This window comes from Arthrobacter roseus (assembly GCF_016907875.1).
In the GTDB taxonomy this organism is placed as follows: domain Bacteria; phylum Actinomycetota; class Actinomycetes; order Actinomycetales; family Micrococcaceae; genus Arthrobacter_J; species Arthrobacter_J roseus.
The window spans coordinates 1,565,462-1,582,228 of record NZ_JAFBCU010000001.1; the positions used below are offsets into that span (position 1 = coordinate 1,565,462).

Genomic DNA, 16,767 nt, shown 5'->3' on the forward strand with positions numbered 1-16,767 from the left:
ATACGAATAGATGAAGACATCCCCTATGCGGCCCACGACGACACCTGCGACACCGCTGACGAAGGTCCTGCTGGGGGTTGGAGTCGACGCCAGTGCATTACAGGGTCCAGGACGCGCGGATGTGCTGATCTCAGGCGTTGCCATGGACTCGCGGCACGTATACGGTGGTGACCTCTACGCCGCACTTCCTGGCGCTGTGCAGCATGGAGCAACTCACGTTGCGGCGGCTATCACGGCAGGTGCCGTCGCGATTTTGACGGATCCAGAGGGCGCTCGGATAGTGGGTACCGATCTACCAGTGCCGGTCATCGTAGTATCCACGCCCCGGAAGCTGGTGGGGGAGCTCGCGGCTGCCGTTTACGGAACGCGCTCGGCAAGTCCTACGCTGTTCGGAGTCACGGGAACCAACGGCAAGACCACCACCACGTACTTCATCAATTCGTTGCTGGCAGCCACCGGACGGTCCACAGGACTGATCGGGACTATTGAGATACTTGCCGGCGGTGAGCCGATCCCCAGCGCTCTGACGACTCCGGAGTCACCGCAGGTGCACGGATTGCTTGCCCTGATGAAGGAGCGCGGCATCGATGCCGCGTCGATGGAGGTCTCCTCGCACGCACTGCACTTCCACCGAGTTGATGCCGTGAAATTCGACGTTGTAGGATTCACGAACCTGACCCAGGATCACCTTGATCTTCACGAGACAATGGACGACTACTTTGCTACAAAGTCACAGTTGTTCCGTGGAGAATCCGCGCAGAAGGCCGTCGTCATCATCGACGACGACTGGGGGAGAAAGGTGGCTGAAGCCGCTGACTCGGTTGTCACGACGCTGGCGACGCAGCCGGAGTCAGCGGCGGATGCTGACTGGGTTGTAGAGAATGTTCTCAGACAGGGGCTGGGGCATACCTTCACGTTGACCGCCTGCGATGGCCGCAGGTTGAATTTACGCACGGGGCTTCCCGGCAGGTTCAATGTAGCGAACGCGGCCCTCGCCGCCACCATGGTGTTGACTTCCGGTGTTCCCGTTGAGGTTCTGCAAGAGGCAGCGGACCAGCATGACCCCTTCACGGTCGAGGTTCCAGGACGCATGCAGCTTATTGGTGAGGCCCCCGCGGCCATTGTGGACTTTGCGCACAACACCGATGCTCTCGCTCTGACCCTTGAGGCTGTACGTCGACCGGAGAAAGGGTCGCGTGTCATCGTCGTCTTCGGCGCTACAGGTCAACGGGACGCGCTCAAGCGGCCCATGATGGGTGAGATAGCGGCGAGCCTTGCCGACGTCGTCGTCATCACCGATGACGATCCTCACGATGAGGACGCCGCGTCAATCCGTGCTGATGTTCTGGCGGGGGCGAAGCGGGAACAGGGGCGGCAGCACGTCCCCTGCATCGTGGAAGAGGTGTTTCCGCGACAGAAAGCTATTCGACGCGCCGTTGCTCTGGCGAACGAGGTGGACACGATTCTCATTGCTGGTCGAGGTCATGAAGTGTGGCAAGAAATCAAGGGTGAGAACCAACCCCTCGATGACAGGGTGGAGCTTCGGGCTGCAATGGAGGAACGCGGATTCAACACCGTGCAGATCGAGACGGTAGAATCCTAGCCGACATGATTGAGTTAACTGCCGCTGACATTGCGGACATTACAGACGGCGAACTACGTGTACCTGAACGGTCCAAGGACTCGCTCACGGTGACGTCTGCCACTACCGATTCGCGAGAGTGTGAGCAGGGTGGCTTGTTCGTCGCTCGCGCGGGAGAGCATTCTGATGGGCACCTGCACCTGAAATCCGCTTTCGCCAACGGAGCGGTTCTAGCGTTGACTGAACGGGTTATTACCCTGGCGGACGAAGAACTGTATCCGTGCGTCGTGGTGAAGGACTCCGTGCTAGCTATGGGGGCTCTCGCAGCGGAGATTGTCCGCAGGCTCAGAGCCGCCGGGGAACTTACCGTCATTGGGGTCACTGGATCAGCAGGTAAAACGACCACCAAAGATCTACTCAAAGGCCTGCTCGAGACCCAGGGAACCACGATCGCACCACGGGGTTCGTACAACGGTGAGGTAGGAGTACCCCTCACCGTTTTCACCGCCGGCTACGGCACGCGATTCCTCGTTATCGAGATGGGAGCCACTGGCGTCGGCCACATCAAGTACCTCGCGGATATGGTGCGTCCGGACATTGGCGTGGTGCTCTGTGTCGGTTCGGCGCACGCGGGTGAGTTCGGCGGAGTGGAAAACATTGCTGCCGCCAAGGGTGAGCTGCTGGAATCTCTTGCCCCCGACGGCGTGGCGATTATCAACGCTGATGACCAGCTGGTGCTCTCTATGGAGAGCAGAACGTCCGCAACCCGTATCTATTTCACCTCCTCAGACGGATTCATTCGCTCCGGTTGCGAACAATTGACTGCACTGAATCTGCACACAAACGACGACGGCCATCCCTTTTTCGATCTTGCTTTCCCGGATGGTTCCTCTCATGAGGTGCAGTCGCGCCTCATTGGGCTACATCACGCAACGAACTTGCTGGCAGCCGCTGCTGCTGCGTTCGCGGCAGGAATGGCGCCGGAGGGGATTGCTACTGGCCTGTCGTCTCTGGGTGCCGCCAGCCGCTGGCGGATGGAGCGCGTTGAAAGGGCTGACGGCGTCACCGTCATCAACGATGCCTACAACGCCAACCCCGAATCCATGAAGGCAGCACTGCGTACTCTTGCCGAGCTGGCACGCGGGCGTCGTTCGTGGGCTGTGCTGGGCGAAATGCTCGAACTCGGAGACAGCAGCATCGAGGAACATGACGCAATCGGACGCGTTGTCGTTCGGCTTAACATCTCACGGCTGATCGTCGTGGGGCGCGCTGCCAAAGCCATGCACAACGCCGCAGTCCTCGAAGGCTCCTGGGGCAACGAAGCGGCATTTGTGGAAACGGCAGAGGAAGCGGAGCGGATCCTCACTGCAGAGTTGGCACCGGAGGACATCGTGCTGTTCAAGTCCTCGAACGCAACGGGGCTGCGGCACCTCGGCGATCGTATAGCATTGCGATCTGACGCACTGCCTGGTGCGGGCACCGAACACGAAGGGAGTGGTCACTTGTGATCGCGCTACTCGTCGGTTCTGCTCTGGGCCTGGTTTTCTCGCTGGTAGGAACCCCGTTTTTCATCAAGCTCTTGGTGCGCCGCCAGTACGGGCAGTTCATTAGAGATGATGGGCCGACGGCGCACCACACCAAGCGTGGAACGCCAACCATGGGCGGCGCCGTCATCCTGGCATCGGTCCTCGCGGCATACTTCGTGACACACCTGCTGATGTTGATGGTCAACCCGCATAGCGGCGGCCCCACTGCGTCGGGAATTCTCCTCCTGTTTCTGATGGTGGGAATGGGTGTGGTCGGCTTTTTTGACGACTTCACAAAAATTTCAAATCAGCGGAGCCTGGGACTCAGCGCCCCTGCCAAAATCATTGGTCAGTCAGTGGTAGGCGTGGCCTTTGCCATTCTGGCACTGAACTTTCCCAATGGTCAGGGGCGAACGCCGGCATCAACTCGCGTGTCTTTCGTCCGCGACACCGGACTTGACCTCGCTTTTGCAGGGACAGTTCTGGGAATAATACTGTTTGTCATCTGGGCCAACTTCATCATTACAGCCGCTAGCAATGGTGTGAATCTGGCTGACGGACTGGACGGACTGGCTGCCGGTGCAGCCATCATGGTTTTTGGTGCGTACATGCTGATGGGCATCTGGCAGTTCAACCAGAGCTGTGCACGACTGGGCGGGTCCGGCTGCTACGAAGTCAGAGACCCCTTGGATCTGGCAATGCTGGCCGGCGCCCTGTGTGGGGCACTGATCGGTTTCCTCTGGTGGAACACATCCCCCGCCAAAATCTTCATGGGTGACACTGGGTCATTGGCCATCGGCGGGGCGATCGCCGGATTCGCGATCCTGTCCCGTACGCAACTTCTCCTTGCAGTCATCGCTGGGCTCTTCGTCCTCATCACGCTGTCGGTGATTATACAAGTTGGTTACTTCAAGGCCACGGGTGGAAAACGCTTCTTCAAGATGGCGCCCCTCCAGCACCATTTTGAGCTCAAGGGATGGGCGGAAGTGACCGTCGTCGTCCGCTTCTGGATCCTGTGCGGACTGTTCGTCTCAGCCGGCCTTGGCATCTTCTATGCGGAATGGGTCGTAGCGCTGTGAGCGGAGCCAACGAAAACCAGATGTCCCGAATTGAGTCACTGAGATCTTGGGATTCAGAGTGGTCCGGACTCAGAGTTGTCGTTGCCGGTATTACCAAAACAGGTTTTTCGATCGCGGACACGATGGCAGAGCTCGGTGCCCGCGTTGTCGTGGTTGCTACTTCTGATAACGCAGAGGCGCGGCAGGCAGCGCAGACGCTGGAGATCGTAGGCGTCGAAGAGGTCGTTCTCGGACCAGGCGCGGACCAAGCGCTGCCCCTGGTGGGTGGCGAGCTGCCGGATCTGGTTTTCGGTTCACCAGGCATGCCTCCAACGCATCCGCTACTTGAGGCCGCGGCCGCACACGGAATTCCGGTCTGGGGGGACATGGAACTTGCTTGGCGCCTCAGAGCGCGGCCAGGAAGCAAAGCCGGAGAGTGGCTGGCGGTAACAGGGACCAACGGGAAGACGACCACCGTTGGCCTGACCGAGTCCATACTCGTTGCGGCGGGCCTTAGAGCAGTAGCGGCGGGCAACGTAGGTACCCCAATTCTGGATGTCATCCGTGATCCTCAGGGCTGGGATGTAATTGTCGTTGAACTCTCCAGCTTCCAGCTTCACTGGGCTCAATCGCTCTCACCCGCGGCAAGCGTTTGTCTCAATGTGGCAGAGGATCACGTTGACTGGCATGGTTCCTACGACGCATACGTCGCAGACAAGGCCCGTGTCTATAGCAATACCAGGCTCGCCTGCATCTTCAACGCGGAGCAGGAAGAAACCATACGCATGGTTGAGGAAGCCGACGTCGTTCAGGGGTGCCGAGCCATCGGTTTCACCACTGGGCTCCCGGCGATTTCCATGCTGGGGGTGGTGGAGGACCTGCTCGTGGACCGTGCCTACATCACAGAGCGGAAGGATTCCGCCACAGAACTGGCATCGCTGGCCGATGTCGGTGAACCGGCGCCACGACACCTCGTCGCCAATGCCTTGGCCGCGGCAGCCCTCGCGCGTGCCCTCGGTGTTGAACCGGCAGCTATACGAGATGGCATCCGTAACTACCAGCCCGGAGATCACCGGATTCAGCTCGTAGCACGGAAGAACGGCGTCGCCTGGATCAATGACTCTAAAGCCACCAACCCGCATGCGGCGGCAGCGTCCTTGAAATCTTTCGAATCTGTGGTCTGGATAGCCGGCGGACTGTCCAAGGGCGTCAGCTATGACGAACTGGTCGCTGACAGCGCGGCTCGTTTGAAAGCGGTTGTGCTCATCGGCGTGGACACGGCACCTCTGGAAACGGCATTGCAGCGACACGCTCCGGATGTCAGCGTTATTCACCTCCGCACGGGTGACACTGAAATGGTTCAGGGAGAAGATCTTCCAGACTCCATAGGGACGCGAATCATGGAACAGGCCGTTGCTGCAGCCGCCCGCGTGGCTGTGAGCGGAGATACAGTCTTGATGGCCCCGGCCGCGGCGTCCATGGATCAATTCACGTCCTACGCCCATCGCGGCAGCGCGTTCGTCGACGCAGTCCGTTTACGGGTGGAGGATCAGGCGCCGACCACGAAGGAGTCCTGATGGTCACGACGCCCAAGGGGCACACGGGCAAGAAACCCCGCGTGGTCATGCACCCGAAACCGAGAACGCACCAGCCCTCAACGGTAAATGCGCCTTCGAGTGACGTGGCGCCACAGGAACCGCCAGCAAACCCTAATATTTTCAAACGCATTGTGTCCCGAGTTGAGGGGCGCGGGAAAGCCAGCAGCGGCAGCGCCTACTACATGATTCTCGGCGCCACGCTGGCGTTGACCGCCATCGGTCTCATGATGGTCCTCTCTGCCTCATCCGTTGAAGCCATCGCCGAGGAGACAAACACTTTCAAGCTGTTTCTCAAACAGAGTGTTTTCGCGGCAATGGGCATCATTCTCATGTTGCTGCTCTCACGTACCGGTAAACGGTTTTATACCGCGATAGCTTGGCCTAGCCTGATCGGAGCTTGGGTTCTGCTTGCATTGGTGCAGATCGTCGGCAAAAACGTCGGTGGAAACAAGAACTGGATCGACATCGCCGGAATCACATTTCAGCCCTCTGAACCTACCAAGCTGGTGCTGGCACTGTGGTGCGCCACGGTACTGGCCCGCAAGGCCGGGTTGGTCCGTCACCCCATGCATGCCCTGATCCCCGTCCTTCCGCTGGGAGGGTTAGCGATTCTGCTGGTACTCATTGGCGGCGACCTGGGAACGGCGATGATCCTCATGCTCATTGTGGTGGCGGCCGTGTTCTTTGCGGGCGCCCCGGTTAAAATCTTTGCGCTGGCAGGGCTCGCTGGTGCCGTGGCCTCGGTGGCCCTGGTTATTTTGAGTCCTAACCGTAGTGGTCGAATCCAGTCGTGGTTGCGACTGAACTGTGACCTCGCCAGTGATCCATGCTTGCAGGCCACCAATGGGTTCAAGGCGATGGCATCGGGTGGTTGGTGGGGAGTCGGCATCTTCCAGAGTCGGCAGAAGTGGAATTGGATTCCAGAAGCCCACAATGACTTCATTTTCACCATCATTGGAGAAGAGTTTGGCTTGATAGGGACAACTATCGTCGTCGCACTGTTCGCCGCTCTAGCGATCGCGGGGATCAGGGTGACCCTTCGGCACACCGACCCATTTGTGCGGATTCTGGGCGGCTCCATACTGGTTTGGCTCATTGGACAGGCGTTCGTCAACATTGCGGTTGTCACCGGTGTTCTTCCTGTCGTCGGTGTGCCACTACCCTTTATTTCCTACGGAGGTTCCGCACTGACCTTCTCCCTGGCCGCCGTAGGCGTCCTCTTGTCATTCGCCCGAAAAATACCCGAAAGTGAAACCACTTCTGCATGAACGATTCAACACTGTCCGTAGTTCTGGCCGGCGGGGGGACCGCTGGACACGTCGGTCCTCTTCTTGCCATAGCAGCTGCCCTGGCTCAACTCCGGCCGGGAACACGGATTGCTGCTGTGGGGACAGATACGGGCATGGAGACGCGTCTGGTCCCGGCCGCAGGACTGCCATTGCAGACCATCGACCGTGTGCCGATGCCGCGAAGCCTGTCCATCGACCTACTGAAACTTCCGCTGAGATTCGTGCGCGCCATCGGACAGTCCGTCAGAGTCCTGCGTACAGCCAAGGCCGACGTCGTCGTCGGGGTAGGCGGTTACGTCTGCACCCCGGTGTATATCGCGGCGGCTTTGCTCCGTATACCGCTGGTCATTCACGAGGCAAATGTCAGAGCTGGTCTGGCGAATAGGGTGGGTGCTTTCCTGGCCCGCCGTATCGGGGTGGCCTTTGCCTCTACTGGACTGCGCCGCGCGGAATGGGTGGGGATGCCGATGAGCCGCGAAATTTCCGGTCTTGACCGGGCAGCTACCCGTGAGACAGCACGCTTGGCTCTGGGGTTGGTTGTCGACATGCCCACGGTTGTCGTGACCGGTGGATCGTCCGGAGCCGCCACCATGAACTCTGCTGTAGCCGCGTCGCTTGATCATTTCGCCGCCGCCGGAGTGCAGGTCCTGCATATCACTGGGCGTGGAAAGGCCATCGTGGACGAGTCCGGTGCTCAAATTGGGGGAACGCACTACCATCAGGTTGAATATGTGAACGGGATGGAGTCCGCCTATGCTGCCGGCGATATCCTCATCGCCCGGGCAGGGGCCGGAACCGTTTCGGAGGTGTGTGCAGTGGGGCTTCCGTCGGTGCTGGTGCCTTTGCCGCATGGCAACGGTGAACAAGCCCTTAATGCGGGGGCCCTGGTCGCCGCTGGCGGAGCACTGCTGGTGACGGACCAGGAGTTCACCTCCGAATGGATCAATGAGGAGCTTCTGCCCTTGGCAACTGATGACGTGCGTTTAAGCGCCATGTCCTCAGCCGCACTTTCGCTGGGGAGTCGTGATGCAGCGGAGCAGATGGCGCAGATGATTCTTGCCGAATCAGGGGTGCAGGACGCATGAGTTCCCAGACATCGACTTCCGAGCTTGCCTCGCTGGGCCGGGTCCACTTCATTGGACTCGGCGGAGCAGGCATGTCCGCCGTGGCACGCATCATGATCGCGCGCGGTACTGACGTTTCCGGTTCTGACAGCCGCGATTCCGCTCTGCTACGAAACCTGGAACAACTGGGTGCGACAGTCCGCGTAGGTCAGTCCGCGGACAACGTCCACAACGCAGACACCGTTGTCATATCCACGGCGATTCGCGTAACTAATCCCGAATTGGCAGAGGCACGGCGTCTGGACCTGCGCATCATTCACCGTTCTGAGGCACTGGCCGCGACGATGATGGGACAACGTGTCATCGCCGTAGCGGGGACCCACGGCAAGACGACCACCACGGCTATGACAACAGTCATGCTCCAGAGCGCCGGCGCCGATCCGTCGTTCGCGATTGGCGGTGATGTGTCGTCGCTGGGAGTCAATGCGGCGTACGGCGACGGCGGAGTTTTTGTTGCTGAGGCAGATGAATCGGACGGGTCTTTCCTGAACTACACGCCCTCAATATCGGTCGTCACGAATGTCGAAGCCGACCATCTGGACCATTACGGGACGGCCGACGCAGTTCACGCAGTGTTTGATGAGTTTGTTACCCGGCTGGATTCGCGTGGCCTCCTCATTGTCTGTGCGGACGACGACGGTTCATCGGCGTTGGCCGCACGATCGATTGGGTCGAGGCGCGTGCAGACATACGGCTACAGTGATGATGCCGATGTGCGTATCGCCGACACGAGCAGATTGGGGAGCAGCTCGGTGAGCACTCTGATCTTCCAACTGGATGGCCGGCAGAGGACCCAGGAGCTGTCGCTTTCCGTGCCCGGTGATCACAACATCCGAAATGCTGTGGCCGCGTTCACGGTGGCACTGGAACTTGGCATTGATCCCTCACTGGCCGCTGAAGGTCTGAACGGGTTCTCCGGTGCCGCGCGTCGCTTCGAGTTCCGGGGCGAATCGAGGGGTGTGCGGGTCTATGACGAATATGCACATCACCCGACCGAGGTTCGTGCAGCGCTCAACGCGGCACGAACAGTTGCCGGATCCGGGTCGGTCCACGTCATTTTTCAGCCGCACCTCTTTTCACGAACCCGTGAATTCGCCGCCGAGTTCTCCAGCGCCCTAGCACTGGCGGATTCCGCAGCGGTGCTGGACATCTACCCGGCGCGCGAAGATCCCATACCTGGAGTCACGAGTGAACTGATCACTGGAACGGTCGGTGGCCGGGCCGTCTACCACCCGGACCCACGCGGCGCCCTCAACTCCGTGGAGGCCCGCGCACGGAGCGGTGACGTTATCCTCACCGTTGGCGCAGGGGATGTGACAGCTCTGGGTGCGGAGCTCGTTCGGATCCTCGACCGTTCCGTTGATTCAAAGGATCCCAGTGGCCTCTAAGAAGCGGCCGGTTGCGCGGGCCGGAAAGCCTGCTTCAGAAAGTCTGGGGGAGGACATCATCACTGCCCAGAAAGACGCTCCAGAGGCGCGGGAGGATTCGGCGAAAGGGTCGCAGGTTGTTTCCTTTCCGGAACCTCCCCGGCGCCGGCGCCGGCGTCACGCGCTGATCGGGGCAGCGGTGACGTTTACTGTGATTTTGCTCGTCATGGTGTTGGTGATCTTTACACCCCTGCTTCAGATTCGGACCATTACGGTGGAAGGTACCCGGCTCTCGGCGTCGGAGAACGTGTACCTCGCCCTTGAGCCGTTAAAGGATAGAACCCTTGTTCAGGTTTCGGAGTCGGATGCCCGACACCTGCTAAAGGACCTCCCGGCGGTCAAAAATGTTGAAACGGTGGCAGTCCCGCCGTCGACCCTTCAGGTGACCGTCCATGAATACATTCCGGTAGCGGTATTGGAGCAGGGCAAATCCTTCGTTCTGATTGATGAGACTGGACGGAAGCTTGGATCTGCGAAGGATAGAGCCTCAGCAAAGCTGCCGCTGATTGAAGGCGGGACGGCGGCAGTCAACAGCGACGTTTTTTCTTCTGTCACGTCAGTTCTTGCTTCGCTACCGGAAGAAGTTCTCTCCAGGCTGAAGCACGCATCCGCTAAATCTGTGGATTCGGTCCAGCTTCGGCTGGAGGATGGACGTCGGGTGTTCTGGGGGAGCGCTGATGAAAATGCAGCAAAGGCACGCGTTCTACAAGCTCTGCTCCAGGAGCCGCGGTCTGATCCGCCAGTGACGGAGTTTGACGTGAGTACGCCGGAGCGGCCCGTCACACGGATTGAATGATCAAGTTTCGAAGCGACACGCGGAAGCGGTCATTGCATGAGCGAGCCGGGACCCATAGCGTCTCATTAGGAGTTACTTGACATAACTATAAGCCTCAACCAGAGGGTTAAGGTTATGTCAATTGAAGCATAAACCAAGGGTTGAAGCCGGGCTCATATCCGGTGAATCCACACCAGATCAGTGTAAAGATTCGAACAAGGGACACACGACGTGGCAGCACCGCAGAACTATCTGGCCGTGATCAAGGTCGTCGGAATTGGCGGCGGTGGAGTGAACGCCGTTAATCGCATGATTGATGTTGGCCTACGCGGGGTGGAGTTCATCGCCATCAACACGGACGCGCAGGCTCTTCTCATGAGCGACGCCGACGTCAAGCTTGACGTGGGACGCGAACTGACCCGAGGGCTGGGAGCTGGAGCGGACCCCGAAGTTGGCCGCCGGGCGGCCGACGATCACGCCGAGGAGATCGAAGAAGTGCTTCGCGGCGCGGACATGGTATTCGTCACAGCTGGCGAGGGTGGTGGAACCGGAACCGGCGGTGCTCCCGTTGTCGCAAGAATCGCACGGTCGTTGGGTGCGCTGACTATCGGTGTCGTCACCCGACCATTCACGTTTGAGGGCCGTCGCCGGTCCAATCAGGCCGAAACAGGCATCGAAACACTTCGCGATGAAGTGGACACCCTGATCGTGATCCCCAACGACCGGCTGCTATCGATCAGCGACCGCAATGTGTCCATGCTGGACGCTTTCCGCTCTGCTGACCAGGTCCTGCTGTCGGGTGTCCAGGGCATCACAGACCTCATCACTACTCCAGGTCTGATCAACTTGGACTTCGCCGACGTGAAGTCGGTCATGCAAGGTGCAGGTTCGGCCTTGATGGGTATTGGGTCTGCACGCGGCGACGACCGTGCTGTCAAGGCCGCTGAACTCGCCATAGCGTCGCCACTGCTTGAAGCTTCCATCGATGGTGCACACGGAGTGCTGCTGTCCATCCAGGGTGGGTCGGATCTCGGCCTCTTCGAGATCAACGAGGCTGCCCGGCTGGTGCAGGAGGTTGCTCACCCCGAGGCAAATATCATTTTCGGCGCGGTCATTGACGATGCTCTGGGAGATGAAGCACGGGTTACAGTCATCGCAGCGGGGTTCGATCAGGTTGACGTCACCTCGCAGCCCGCACAGCCAATTCCGTCCACCACCAGGCAGCAAGTGCCTTCAGAACCCAGGAATAGTCCCCAGCGCGACGTCGGCGATCAGCGGCAGTCCACGGGAACCGGCAACGAACCAGCAGTATCAGGCGTCGGTGCTTGGTCGCAGCAGCGTTCGCAGCAGAACAGCGATGTGCCCGCGGACGCTGGATTCGATGTTGACCTGCCAGCCGTCGTCGAGCCAGACCTCGGTGCAGGCCGTGCTGATGACCTCGACGTTCCGGACTTTCTCAAGTAGCACAGGCCCGCGAGGTGTCTGGATCAAGTGCACCATCCGGGTCCGCTTTTGACTGGATGAAGAACGTTGGAAACGGTTTATCCGTTGGTTTCACCGGTGTCGAAGCTGGCAATCTGGCGATGAATACCGGGGCTGACGCTGACGCTGACGCTGTGGTCGAGCGGCGACGCCGCCTCGAGCAGCGAATCGGTGCTGGCGCGGGTGAGCTGAAGTTCATGCATCAGACGCACTCCACCACGGTCGTCGCTGTTGATCGTGCGCGGGGGGATCTGAGGGCAGATGCTCTGATGAGCACTGATGGTAAGACGCCGCTGGCCGTCATGGTCGCCGATTGCCTCCCTGTCCTGCTCGCCGGACGAACCCACAAAGGGTGGGCAACTGCTGCAGTACATGCCGGGCGGGTAGGGCTGCTCGGCGGGATCCTACCCAACGCGGTTGCACAAATGCGCGGAGCGGGAGCACACGATATCCAAGCATGGATCGGTCCTGCTATCTGCGGTGCCTGCTACGAGGTTCCGTCCTAAATGCATGACGAGGTTGTGGCGGCTCTACCCATGTGTGCAGCCACCACCCGTGAAGAAGCGCCGTCGTTGGACCTACCCGCCGGCGCACTGGCTCAGCTAGAACAGCTGGGAGTGGACGCTGACTGCATCGGCATTTGTACGCTGGAGGATTCCCGGTTCTACTCGTACCGTGGGGGTGCCAACCGTGAACGGTTCGCGGGAGTCATATGGACGGAAGTTGGACGACGTGGAGCGTGAAAAGGAACTTGCGGGCAACCTGAAGAGAGTTCGGAACCGCATCGCCGAGGCTGTCAGGATGGCTGGGCGAAGCGAAGAGCCAGAGCTGATCGTCGTCACCAAGTACTTCCCGGCATCGGACGTCCGGCTCCTGGCAGGCATGGGCGTCAGCGAGTTCGGTGAGAATCGAGATCAGGAAGCGGGTCCCAAAGCAGCTGAGTTGGAGGATCTGAATCCCACGTGGCATTTCATTGGACAGCTACAGGGAAACAAGGCCAAATCCGTTGTCCGCTATGCACGGGCTGTCCAGTCGGTGGATCGCCAGTCGCTGGTCAGCTCCCTTGCCAGGGCTATGGAAAATGAACAGCTGCGAAGGGCATCAGTTGGTCAGTCCTCACGTGAGCGCCTTGATTGCTATCTGCAGGTGAACCTCGACCCGCACAACGATGAGGCCCCACAGGGTAGTGGGCGCGGGGGAGCCCGTCCGGAGGACCTGCAGGGACTGGCCGATGTCGTCGCACAGTCGCCATGGCTTGTTCTTGCTGGTGTGATGGCCGTCGCTCCAGTGCGTGATGATGCTGCCGCTGCCTTCGACCGACTCCGCGGGATATCCGATAACCTGACACTCTCGTATCCCAGTGCAACTGCTATATCCGCCGGAATGAGTGCCGATCTGGAGCAGGCAGTCGCTGCGGGCGCGACACACCTCAGGATCGGCTCCGATGTGCTCGGGGCCCGCGCAACCGTGCGGTAGCGTCAGTGCTGTGGGAGGGCTGGTTCTTCAACCAGCGTGACCATCACTGAACATGACACGATTAGGAGCTACCATGGCTGGCGCACTGCGCAAGACAATGATTTATCTTGGGCTCGCCGACGGTGACGAGCACTACGAGTCCGAACCCAGAAATTATAAGGAACCAGTTGAGAATGACGAGGATGACTCGGTGGAGAATAGCCGCGAAGACAGCCGCTCTGAGCCAACTGTATCGAAGCGGACAGTTGATGAATACCGTGCACCGGTGACGCCAATCAAACGAGCGCCTTCCACGCGCGAGGATGTCTCCCACCTTCGCCAGATCACCACCATTCATCCTCGCTCTTACAACGACGCGAAGGTGATCGGAGAGAGTTTCCGCAGCGGGATCCCCGTGATCATGAACGTGACCGATATGGGCGAGGGCGATGCCAAACGCCTCGTTGACTTTTCGGCGGGTCTCGTTTTTGGGTTGTACGGAAGCATTGAACGTGTGACCAACAAGGTTTTTCTGTTGTCACCGTCGTACATCGAGGTGTTGGGCGAAGAGAAAAAGAACAGCGACGCAGAAAGCAGTTTCTTCAACCAGAGTTGAGCATCGGGTAGAGTGACGTCGAATCCGACCACCCCCGGCATTGCCGTCCCCGAAGGAAATGTGATCGACGCGTGAGTCTAGTCTTTCAGCTGCTTTATCTTGTCTTGATGCTTGTTCAGCTCGCATTAATCATCCGGATTGTGTTTGACGCCATCCAAATGTTTGCCCACCAATGGAAGCCCAAAGGGCTCGCTCTCGTGTTGGCTACTGGCGTCTACGGGGTCACGGATCCTCCTATCAAAATGTTGCGAAGGCTGATTCCGCCGCTTCGTCTGGGTGGAATCTCCCTAGACCTTGCCTTTCTGGTGCTCTTCTTCGCCGTGACGATTCTTATGGGGCTCACCGCCAGGGGCATATAACACGTTCGTTTGCCAGTTCTGCATTTGAGACCAAATAGATATAGTCTTGGCAAGGATGATCGTGGTTCAGCGAATCCACTTTCGACAGCCCGTATCAACACATGAAGCGTCTCGTCGTATGGCAGACGAATCTAATAATCCAGTATGAGGTGACCAGATGGCCTTGACGCCAGAAGATGTTGTCAACAAGCGGTTTCAGCCGACCAAGTTCCGTGAGGGATACGATCAGGACGAGGTCGACGATTTCCTGGACGAGATCGTAGTCGAGCTTCGTCGTCTGACGCAGGAGAACGACGATCTGCGCCGAAAGCTGGCTGAAGCTTCATCCAGCACCTCCGCCAACGCAGCTGTTCCTGCTCCAGTAGCGGCGACCAAGACCGAACAGGTCCAGGAAGAGTCCAAACCGGAGCCGGTCAAGGCGACGGAGCCCAAACCGGAGCCCAAGGTTGCAGAATCTGCTCGGCAGCCGGCACAGGTCAACACCGCTGATTCGGCCAAGTCCGCAGCGGGCGTGCTTGCCATGGCCCAGAAGCTCCACGACGACTATGTCAACACCGGTATCGAGCAGCGCGATAAGATCATTGCCGAAGCGCAGATCGAGGCAAGTAGCCTCGTCAATGATGCCCAAGAGAAGAGTCGGAAAACGCTTGGCGCCCTTGAACAGCAGAAGGCCGTGCTGGAGCGTAAGGTTGAACAGCTGCGTGGATTTGAGCGCGATTACCGTTCGCGCCTGAAGTCCTACATCGAAGGACAGCTTCGCGATTTGGACGCTCGCGGGTCCGTAGCATCGGACACCGGGGAATCCTGACCGTCATGCCCACAGCACAGATGGGCGTATGAGAATAGTGAATAATGGGAAGCCGACGACCGGATCACTCCGATCGTCGGCTTCCTCCGTATCTCCATCCTTCTACCGAAAGCATCATGGCACACCAGAACCCGGCCGACCACCCTCCGGCAGACCAATCCGTGACGACCAGATCCAGTGTCTCGGCGCCCTCGGCCAGGTGTGTTCTGATGCTCGGGGCCGTCGCGATGACTGCCTACTTGATTGATCTCGCCACGAAGACCTGGGTCGTCTCCACGATGGTGGAGGGGGACTCGATCGATGTTCTTCCGCCTTTCCTGGATTGGCATTTCATCCGGAACCCAGGGGCTGCCTTCTCTATCGGAACGGATTTCACCTGGTTTTTCACCATCATCATGGCGGTCGTGGTATGCGGCATCATTTTGCAGATTCGCCGTATCCATTCAGCGGGTTGGGCTATTGCCCTCGGGCTGGTCCTTGGCGGGGCCTTGGGAAACCTGACGGACAGATTGTTCCGGGAACCTTCTTTTGGTCAGGGACACGTAGTGGACTTTATCGCTCTTCCCAACTTCGCCATCTTCAACATCGCAGATATGGCAGTGGTTTCAGGTGTCGTACTGATCTGCCTCTATACCCTGCGAGGGGTGGGTATGGACGGACGCCGAAGCAACGAGGCTGACTCAGACGGTGAAGGGCAAGAAAAAGAGGCATCAGCGTGAGCGCCAACGTGCTCGAAGTCTTAGCCTCTGCGGAGGACGCTGGGACCCGTGCCGATGCCGCCGTGGCACGATTTGCTGGCGTTTCACGGTCAACGGCCGCACAGTGGTGTGGAAATGGTCTGGTGAGCTCAGGTGGCAATGCGTTGTCCAAGTCGGACAGGCTAGTAGAGGGACAGGAACTTTCCATTCTGGTTCCAGAAGCAATTGATCCTCTTTCGGTTCTCGTTGAACCGGTAGAAGACCTGATGATCCTTGGCGAGGATGATGACTACGTGGTGATCGACAAACCGGTGGGCGTCGCCGCGCACCCTTCGCCGGGATGGGTGGGTCCAACCGTGGTGGGCGGTCTGGCCGCGGCCGGTTACCGTATCTCGACATCAGGGGCTCCAGAGCGGACAGGTATCGTCCATCGGCTTGACGTTGGTACGTCTGGTGTCATGGTGGTTGCCAAAACCGAGCATGGTTATACGCTGCTCAAGCAAGCATTTCGCGACCGTACCGTTGAGAAGGTTTATCACGCTGTCGTTCAGGGTTTGCCGGACCCCGTCCGCGGTACGATCGATGCACCAATCGGGCGTCACCCGGGAAAGGACTGGCGCTTCGCTGTGATCGAAGACGGCAGAGACTCACGAACGCACTATGAGGTTCTTGAAGCCTTTGGACGTGCTGCGCTGGTCAAAGTGCATCTCGAAACGGGGCGCACGCACCAGATTCGCGTGCATTTTTCCGCCTTGCGACATCCCTGTGTCGGAGACCTCACCTATGGGGCCGATCCACGACTCGCTGCTGAACTCGGTTTGACCAGGCAGTGGTTGCACGCACAGCAGCTGGCCTTCGCGCATCCGCGCACCGGTGAACGGGTGGAGTATTCAAGTGTCTATCCATTGGACTTGCGATACGCATTGGATACGCTGCAGAGCGGTCACGTTTAGAACAGCCCAGCTGCGTC

Annotated in this window: 15 protein-coding genes and 1 pseudogene; all 16 read left to right on the forward strand. The window is 59.2% G+C overall.

The features are described 5' to 3' along the window. The first annotated feature begins 10 nt into the window (after positions 1-10). Entirely contained in the window at positions 11-1,603 is a 1,593-nt protein-coding gene (locus JOE65_RS07725; protein WP_205162660.1) for a UDP-N-acetylmuramoyl-L-alanyl-D-glutamate--2,6-diaminopimelate ligase, read from the forward strand. 5 nt (positions 1,604-1,608) lie between these two features. Beyond that, a complete protein-coding gene (locus JOE65_RS07730) occupies positions 1,609-3,090 on the forward strand; it encodes a UDP-N-acetylmuramoyl-tripeptide--D-alanyl-D-alanine ligase (protein ID WP_205162661.1) in 1,482 nt (493 codons plus the stop codon). Then, positions 3,087-4,187, forward strand: a complete 1,101-nt coding sequence (gene mraY / locus JOE65_RS07735) for a phospho-N-acetylmuramoyl-pentapeptide-transferase (protein WP_205162662.1) — start codon at positions 3,087-3,089, stop codon at positions 4,185-4,187. Before JOE65_RS07730 ends, mraY begins: the two co-directional genes overlap by 4 nt. A 20-nt stretch (positions 4,188-4,207) precedes the next feature. Next, positions 4,208-5,743 carry a UDP-N-acetylmuramoyl-L-alanine--D-glutamate ligase gene (gene murD, locus JOE65_RS07740; protein ID WP_420827495.1) on the forward strand — a complete coding sequence of 512 codons (1,536 nt, stop codon included), beginning with the start codon at positions 4,208-4,210 and terminating at the stop codon, positions 5,741-5,743. Then, positions 5,743-7,032: a putative lipid II flippase FtsW gene (ftsW, locus tag JOE65_RS07745; protein ID WP_205162664.1), complete on the forward strand. Its 1,290-nt coding sequence runs from the start codon at positions 5,743-5,745 to the stop codon at positions 7,030-7,032. The genes murD and ftsW overlap by 1 nt, the downstream gene beginning before the upstream one ends. Further along, positions 7,029-8,138, forward strand: coding sequence for an undecaprenyldiphospho-muramoylpentapeptide beta-N-acetylglucosaminyltransferase (gene murG, locus JOE65_RS07750; RefSeq protein ID WP_205162665.1), 1,110 nt, complete (start codon positions 7,029-7,031; stop codon positions 8,136-8,138). The genes ftsW and murG overlap by 4 nt, the downstream gene beginning before the upstream one ends. Beyond that, complete coding sequence (gene murC, locus JOE65_RS07755) at positions 8,135-9,565, forward strand: UDP-N-acetylmuramate--L-alanine ligase (protein ID WP_205162666.1); 1,431 nt, start codon at positions 8,135-8,137, stop codon at positions 9,563-9,565. Before murG ends, murC begins: the two co-directional genes overlap by 4 nt. Continuing rightward, on the forward strand, positions 9,555-10,400 hold the full coding sequence (locus JOE65_RS07760; protein WP_205162667.1) for a cell division protein FtsQ/DivIB: 846 nt from the start codon (positions 9,555-9,557) through the stop codon (positions 10,398-10,400). The genes murC and JOE65_RS07760 overlap by 11 nt, the downstream gene beginning before the upstream one ends. Before the next feature lie 210 nt (positions 10,401-10,610). Beyond that, positions 10,611-11,843, forward strand: a complete 1,233-nt coding sequence (ftsZ, locus tag JOE65_RS07765; RefSeq protein ID WP_205162668.1) for a cell division protein FtsZ — start codon at positions 10,611-10,613, stop codon at positions 11,841-11,843. A 119-nt stretch (positions 11,844-11,962) separates the two neighbouring features. Continuing rightward, positions 11,963-12,604, forward strand: a pseudogene (locus JOE65_RS07770) (purine nucleoside phosphorylase YfiH/LACC1 family protein). After that, complete coding sequence (locus JOE65_RS07775) at positions 12,585-13,337, forward strand: YggS family pyridoxal phosphate-dependent enzyme (RefSeq protein ID WP_205164084.1); 753 nt, start codon at positions 12,585-12,587, stop codon at positions 13,335-13,337. Before JOE65_RS07770 ends, JOE65_RS07775 begins: the two are co-directional and overlap by 20 nt. Positions 13,338-13,410: 73 nt before the next feature. Next, on the forward strand, positions 13,411-13,932 hold the full coding sequence (locus JOE65_RS07780) for a cell division protein SepF (RefSeq protein WP_205162669.1): 522 nt from the start codon (positions 13,411-13,413) through the stop codon (positions 13,930-13,932). Positions 13,933-14,003: 71 nt separating this feature from the next. Next, positions 14,004-14,291, forward strand: coding sequence for a YggT family protein (locus tag JOE65_RS07785; RefSeq protein ID WP_205162670.1), 288 nt, complete (start codon positions 14,004-14,006; stop codon positions 14,289-14,291). Positions 14,292-14,448: 157 nt separating this feature from the next. Next, on the forward strand, positions 14,449-15,099 hold the full coding sequence (locus tag JOE65_RS07790; protein ID WP_205162671.1) for a DivIVA domain-containing protein: 651 nt from the start codon (positions 14,449-14,451) through the stop codon (positions 15,097-15,099). A 116-nt stretch (positions 15,100-15,215) separates the two neighbouring features. Continuing rightward, positions 15,216-15,818, forward strand: coding sequence for a signal peptidase II (gene lspA / locus JOE65_RS07795; protein WP_205162672.1), 603 nt, complete (start codon positions 15,216-15,218; stop codon positions 15,816-15,818). Next, positions 15,815-16,750: an RluA family pseudouridine synthase gene (locus JOE65_RS07800; protein WP_338021576.1), complete on the forward strand. Its 936-nt coding sequence runs from the start codon at positions 15,815-15,817 to the stop codon at positions 16,748-16,750. The genes lspA and JOE65_RS07800 overlap by 4 nt, the downstream gene beginning before the upstream one ends. The last annotated feature ends 17 nt before the right edge of the window (positions 16,751-16,767 follow it).

Excerpts from the sequence above, each read along its gene's own strand:
- JOE65_RS07725 (WP_205162660.1), top strand. The coding sequence starts at position 11 with ATGAAGACATCCCCTATGCGGCCCACGACGACACCTGCGACACCGCTG.
- JOE65_RS07730 (WP_205162661.1), top strand. The coding sequence starts at position 1,609 with ATGATTGAGTTAACTGCCGCTGACATTGCGGACATTACAGACGGCGAA.
- murD (WP_420827495.1), top strand. The coding sequence starts at position 4,208 with ATGTCCCGAATTGAGTCACTGAGATCTTGGGATTCAGAGTGGTCCGGA.
- ftsW (WP_205162664.1), top strand. The coding sequence starts at position 5,743 with ATGGTCACGACGCCCAAGGGGCACACGGGCAAGAAACCCCGCGTGGTC.
- murG (WP_205162665.1), top strand. The coding sequence starts at position 7,029 with ATGAACGATTCAACACTGTCCGTAGTTCTGGCCGGCGGGGGGACCGCT.
- murC (WP_205162666.1), top strand. The coding sequence starts at position 8,135 with ATGAGTTCCCAGACATCGACTTCCGAGCTTGCCTCGCTGGGCCGGGTC.
- JOE65_RS07780 (WP_205162669.1), top strand. The coding sequence starts at position 13,411 with ATGGCTGGCGCACTGCGCAAGACAATGATTTATCTTGGGCTCGCCGAC.
- JOE65_RS07790 (WP_205162671.1), top strand. The coding sequence starts at position 14,449 with ATGGCCTTGACGCCAGAAGATGTTGTCAACAAGCGGTTTCAGCCGACC.
- lspA (WP_205162672.1), top strand. The coding sequence starts at position 15,216 with ATGGCACACCAGAACCCGGCCGACCACCCTCCGGCAGACCAATCCGTG.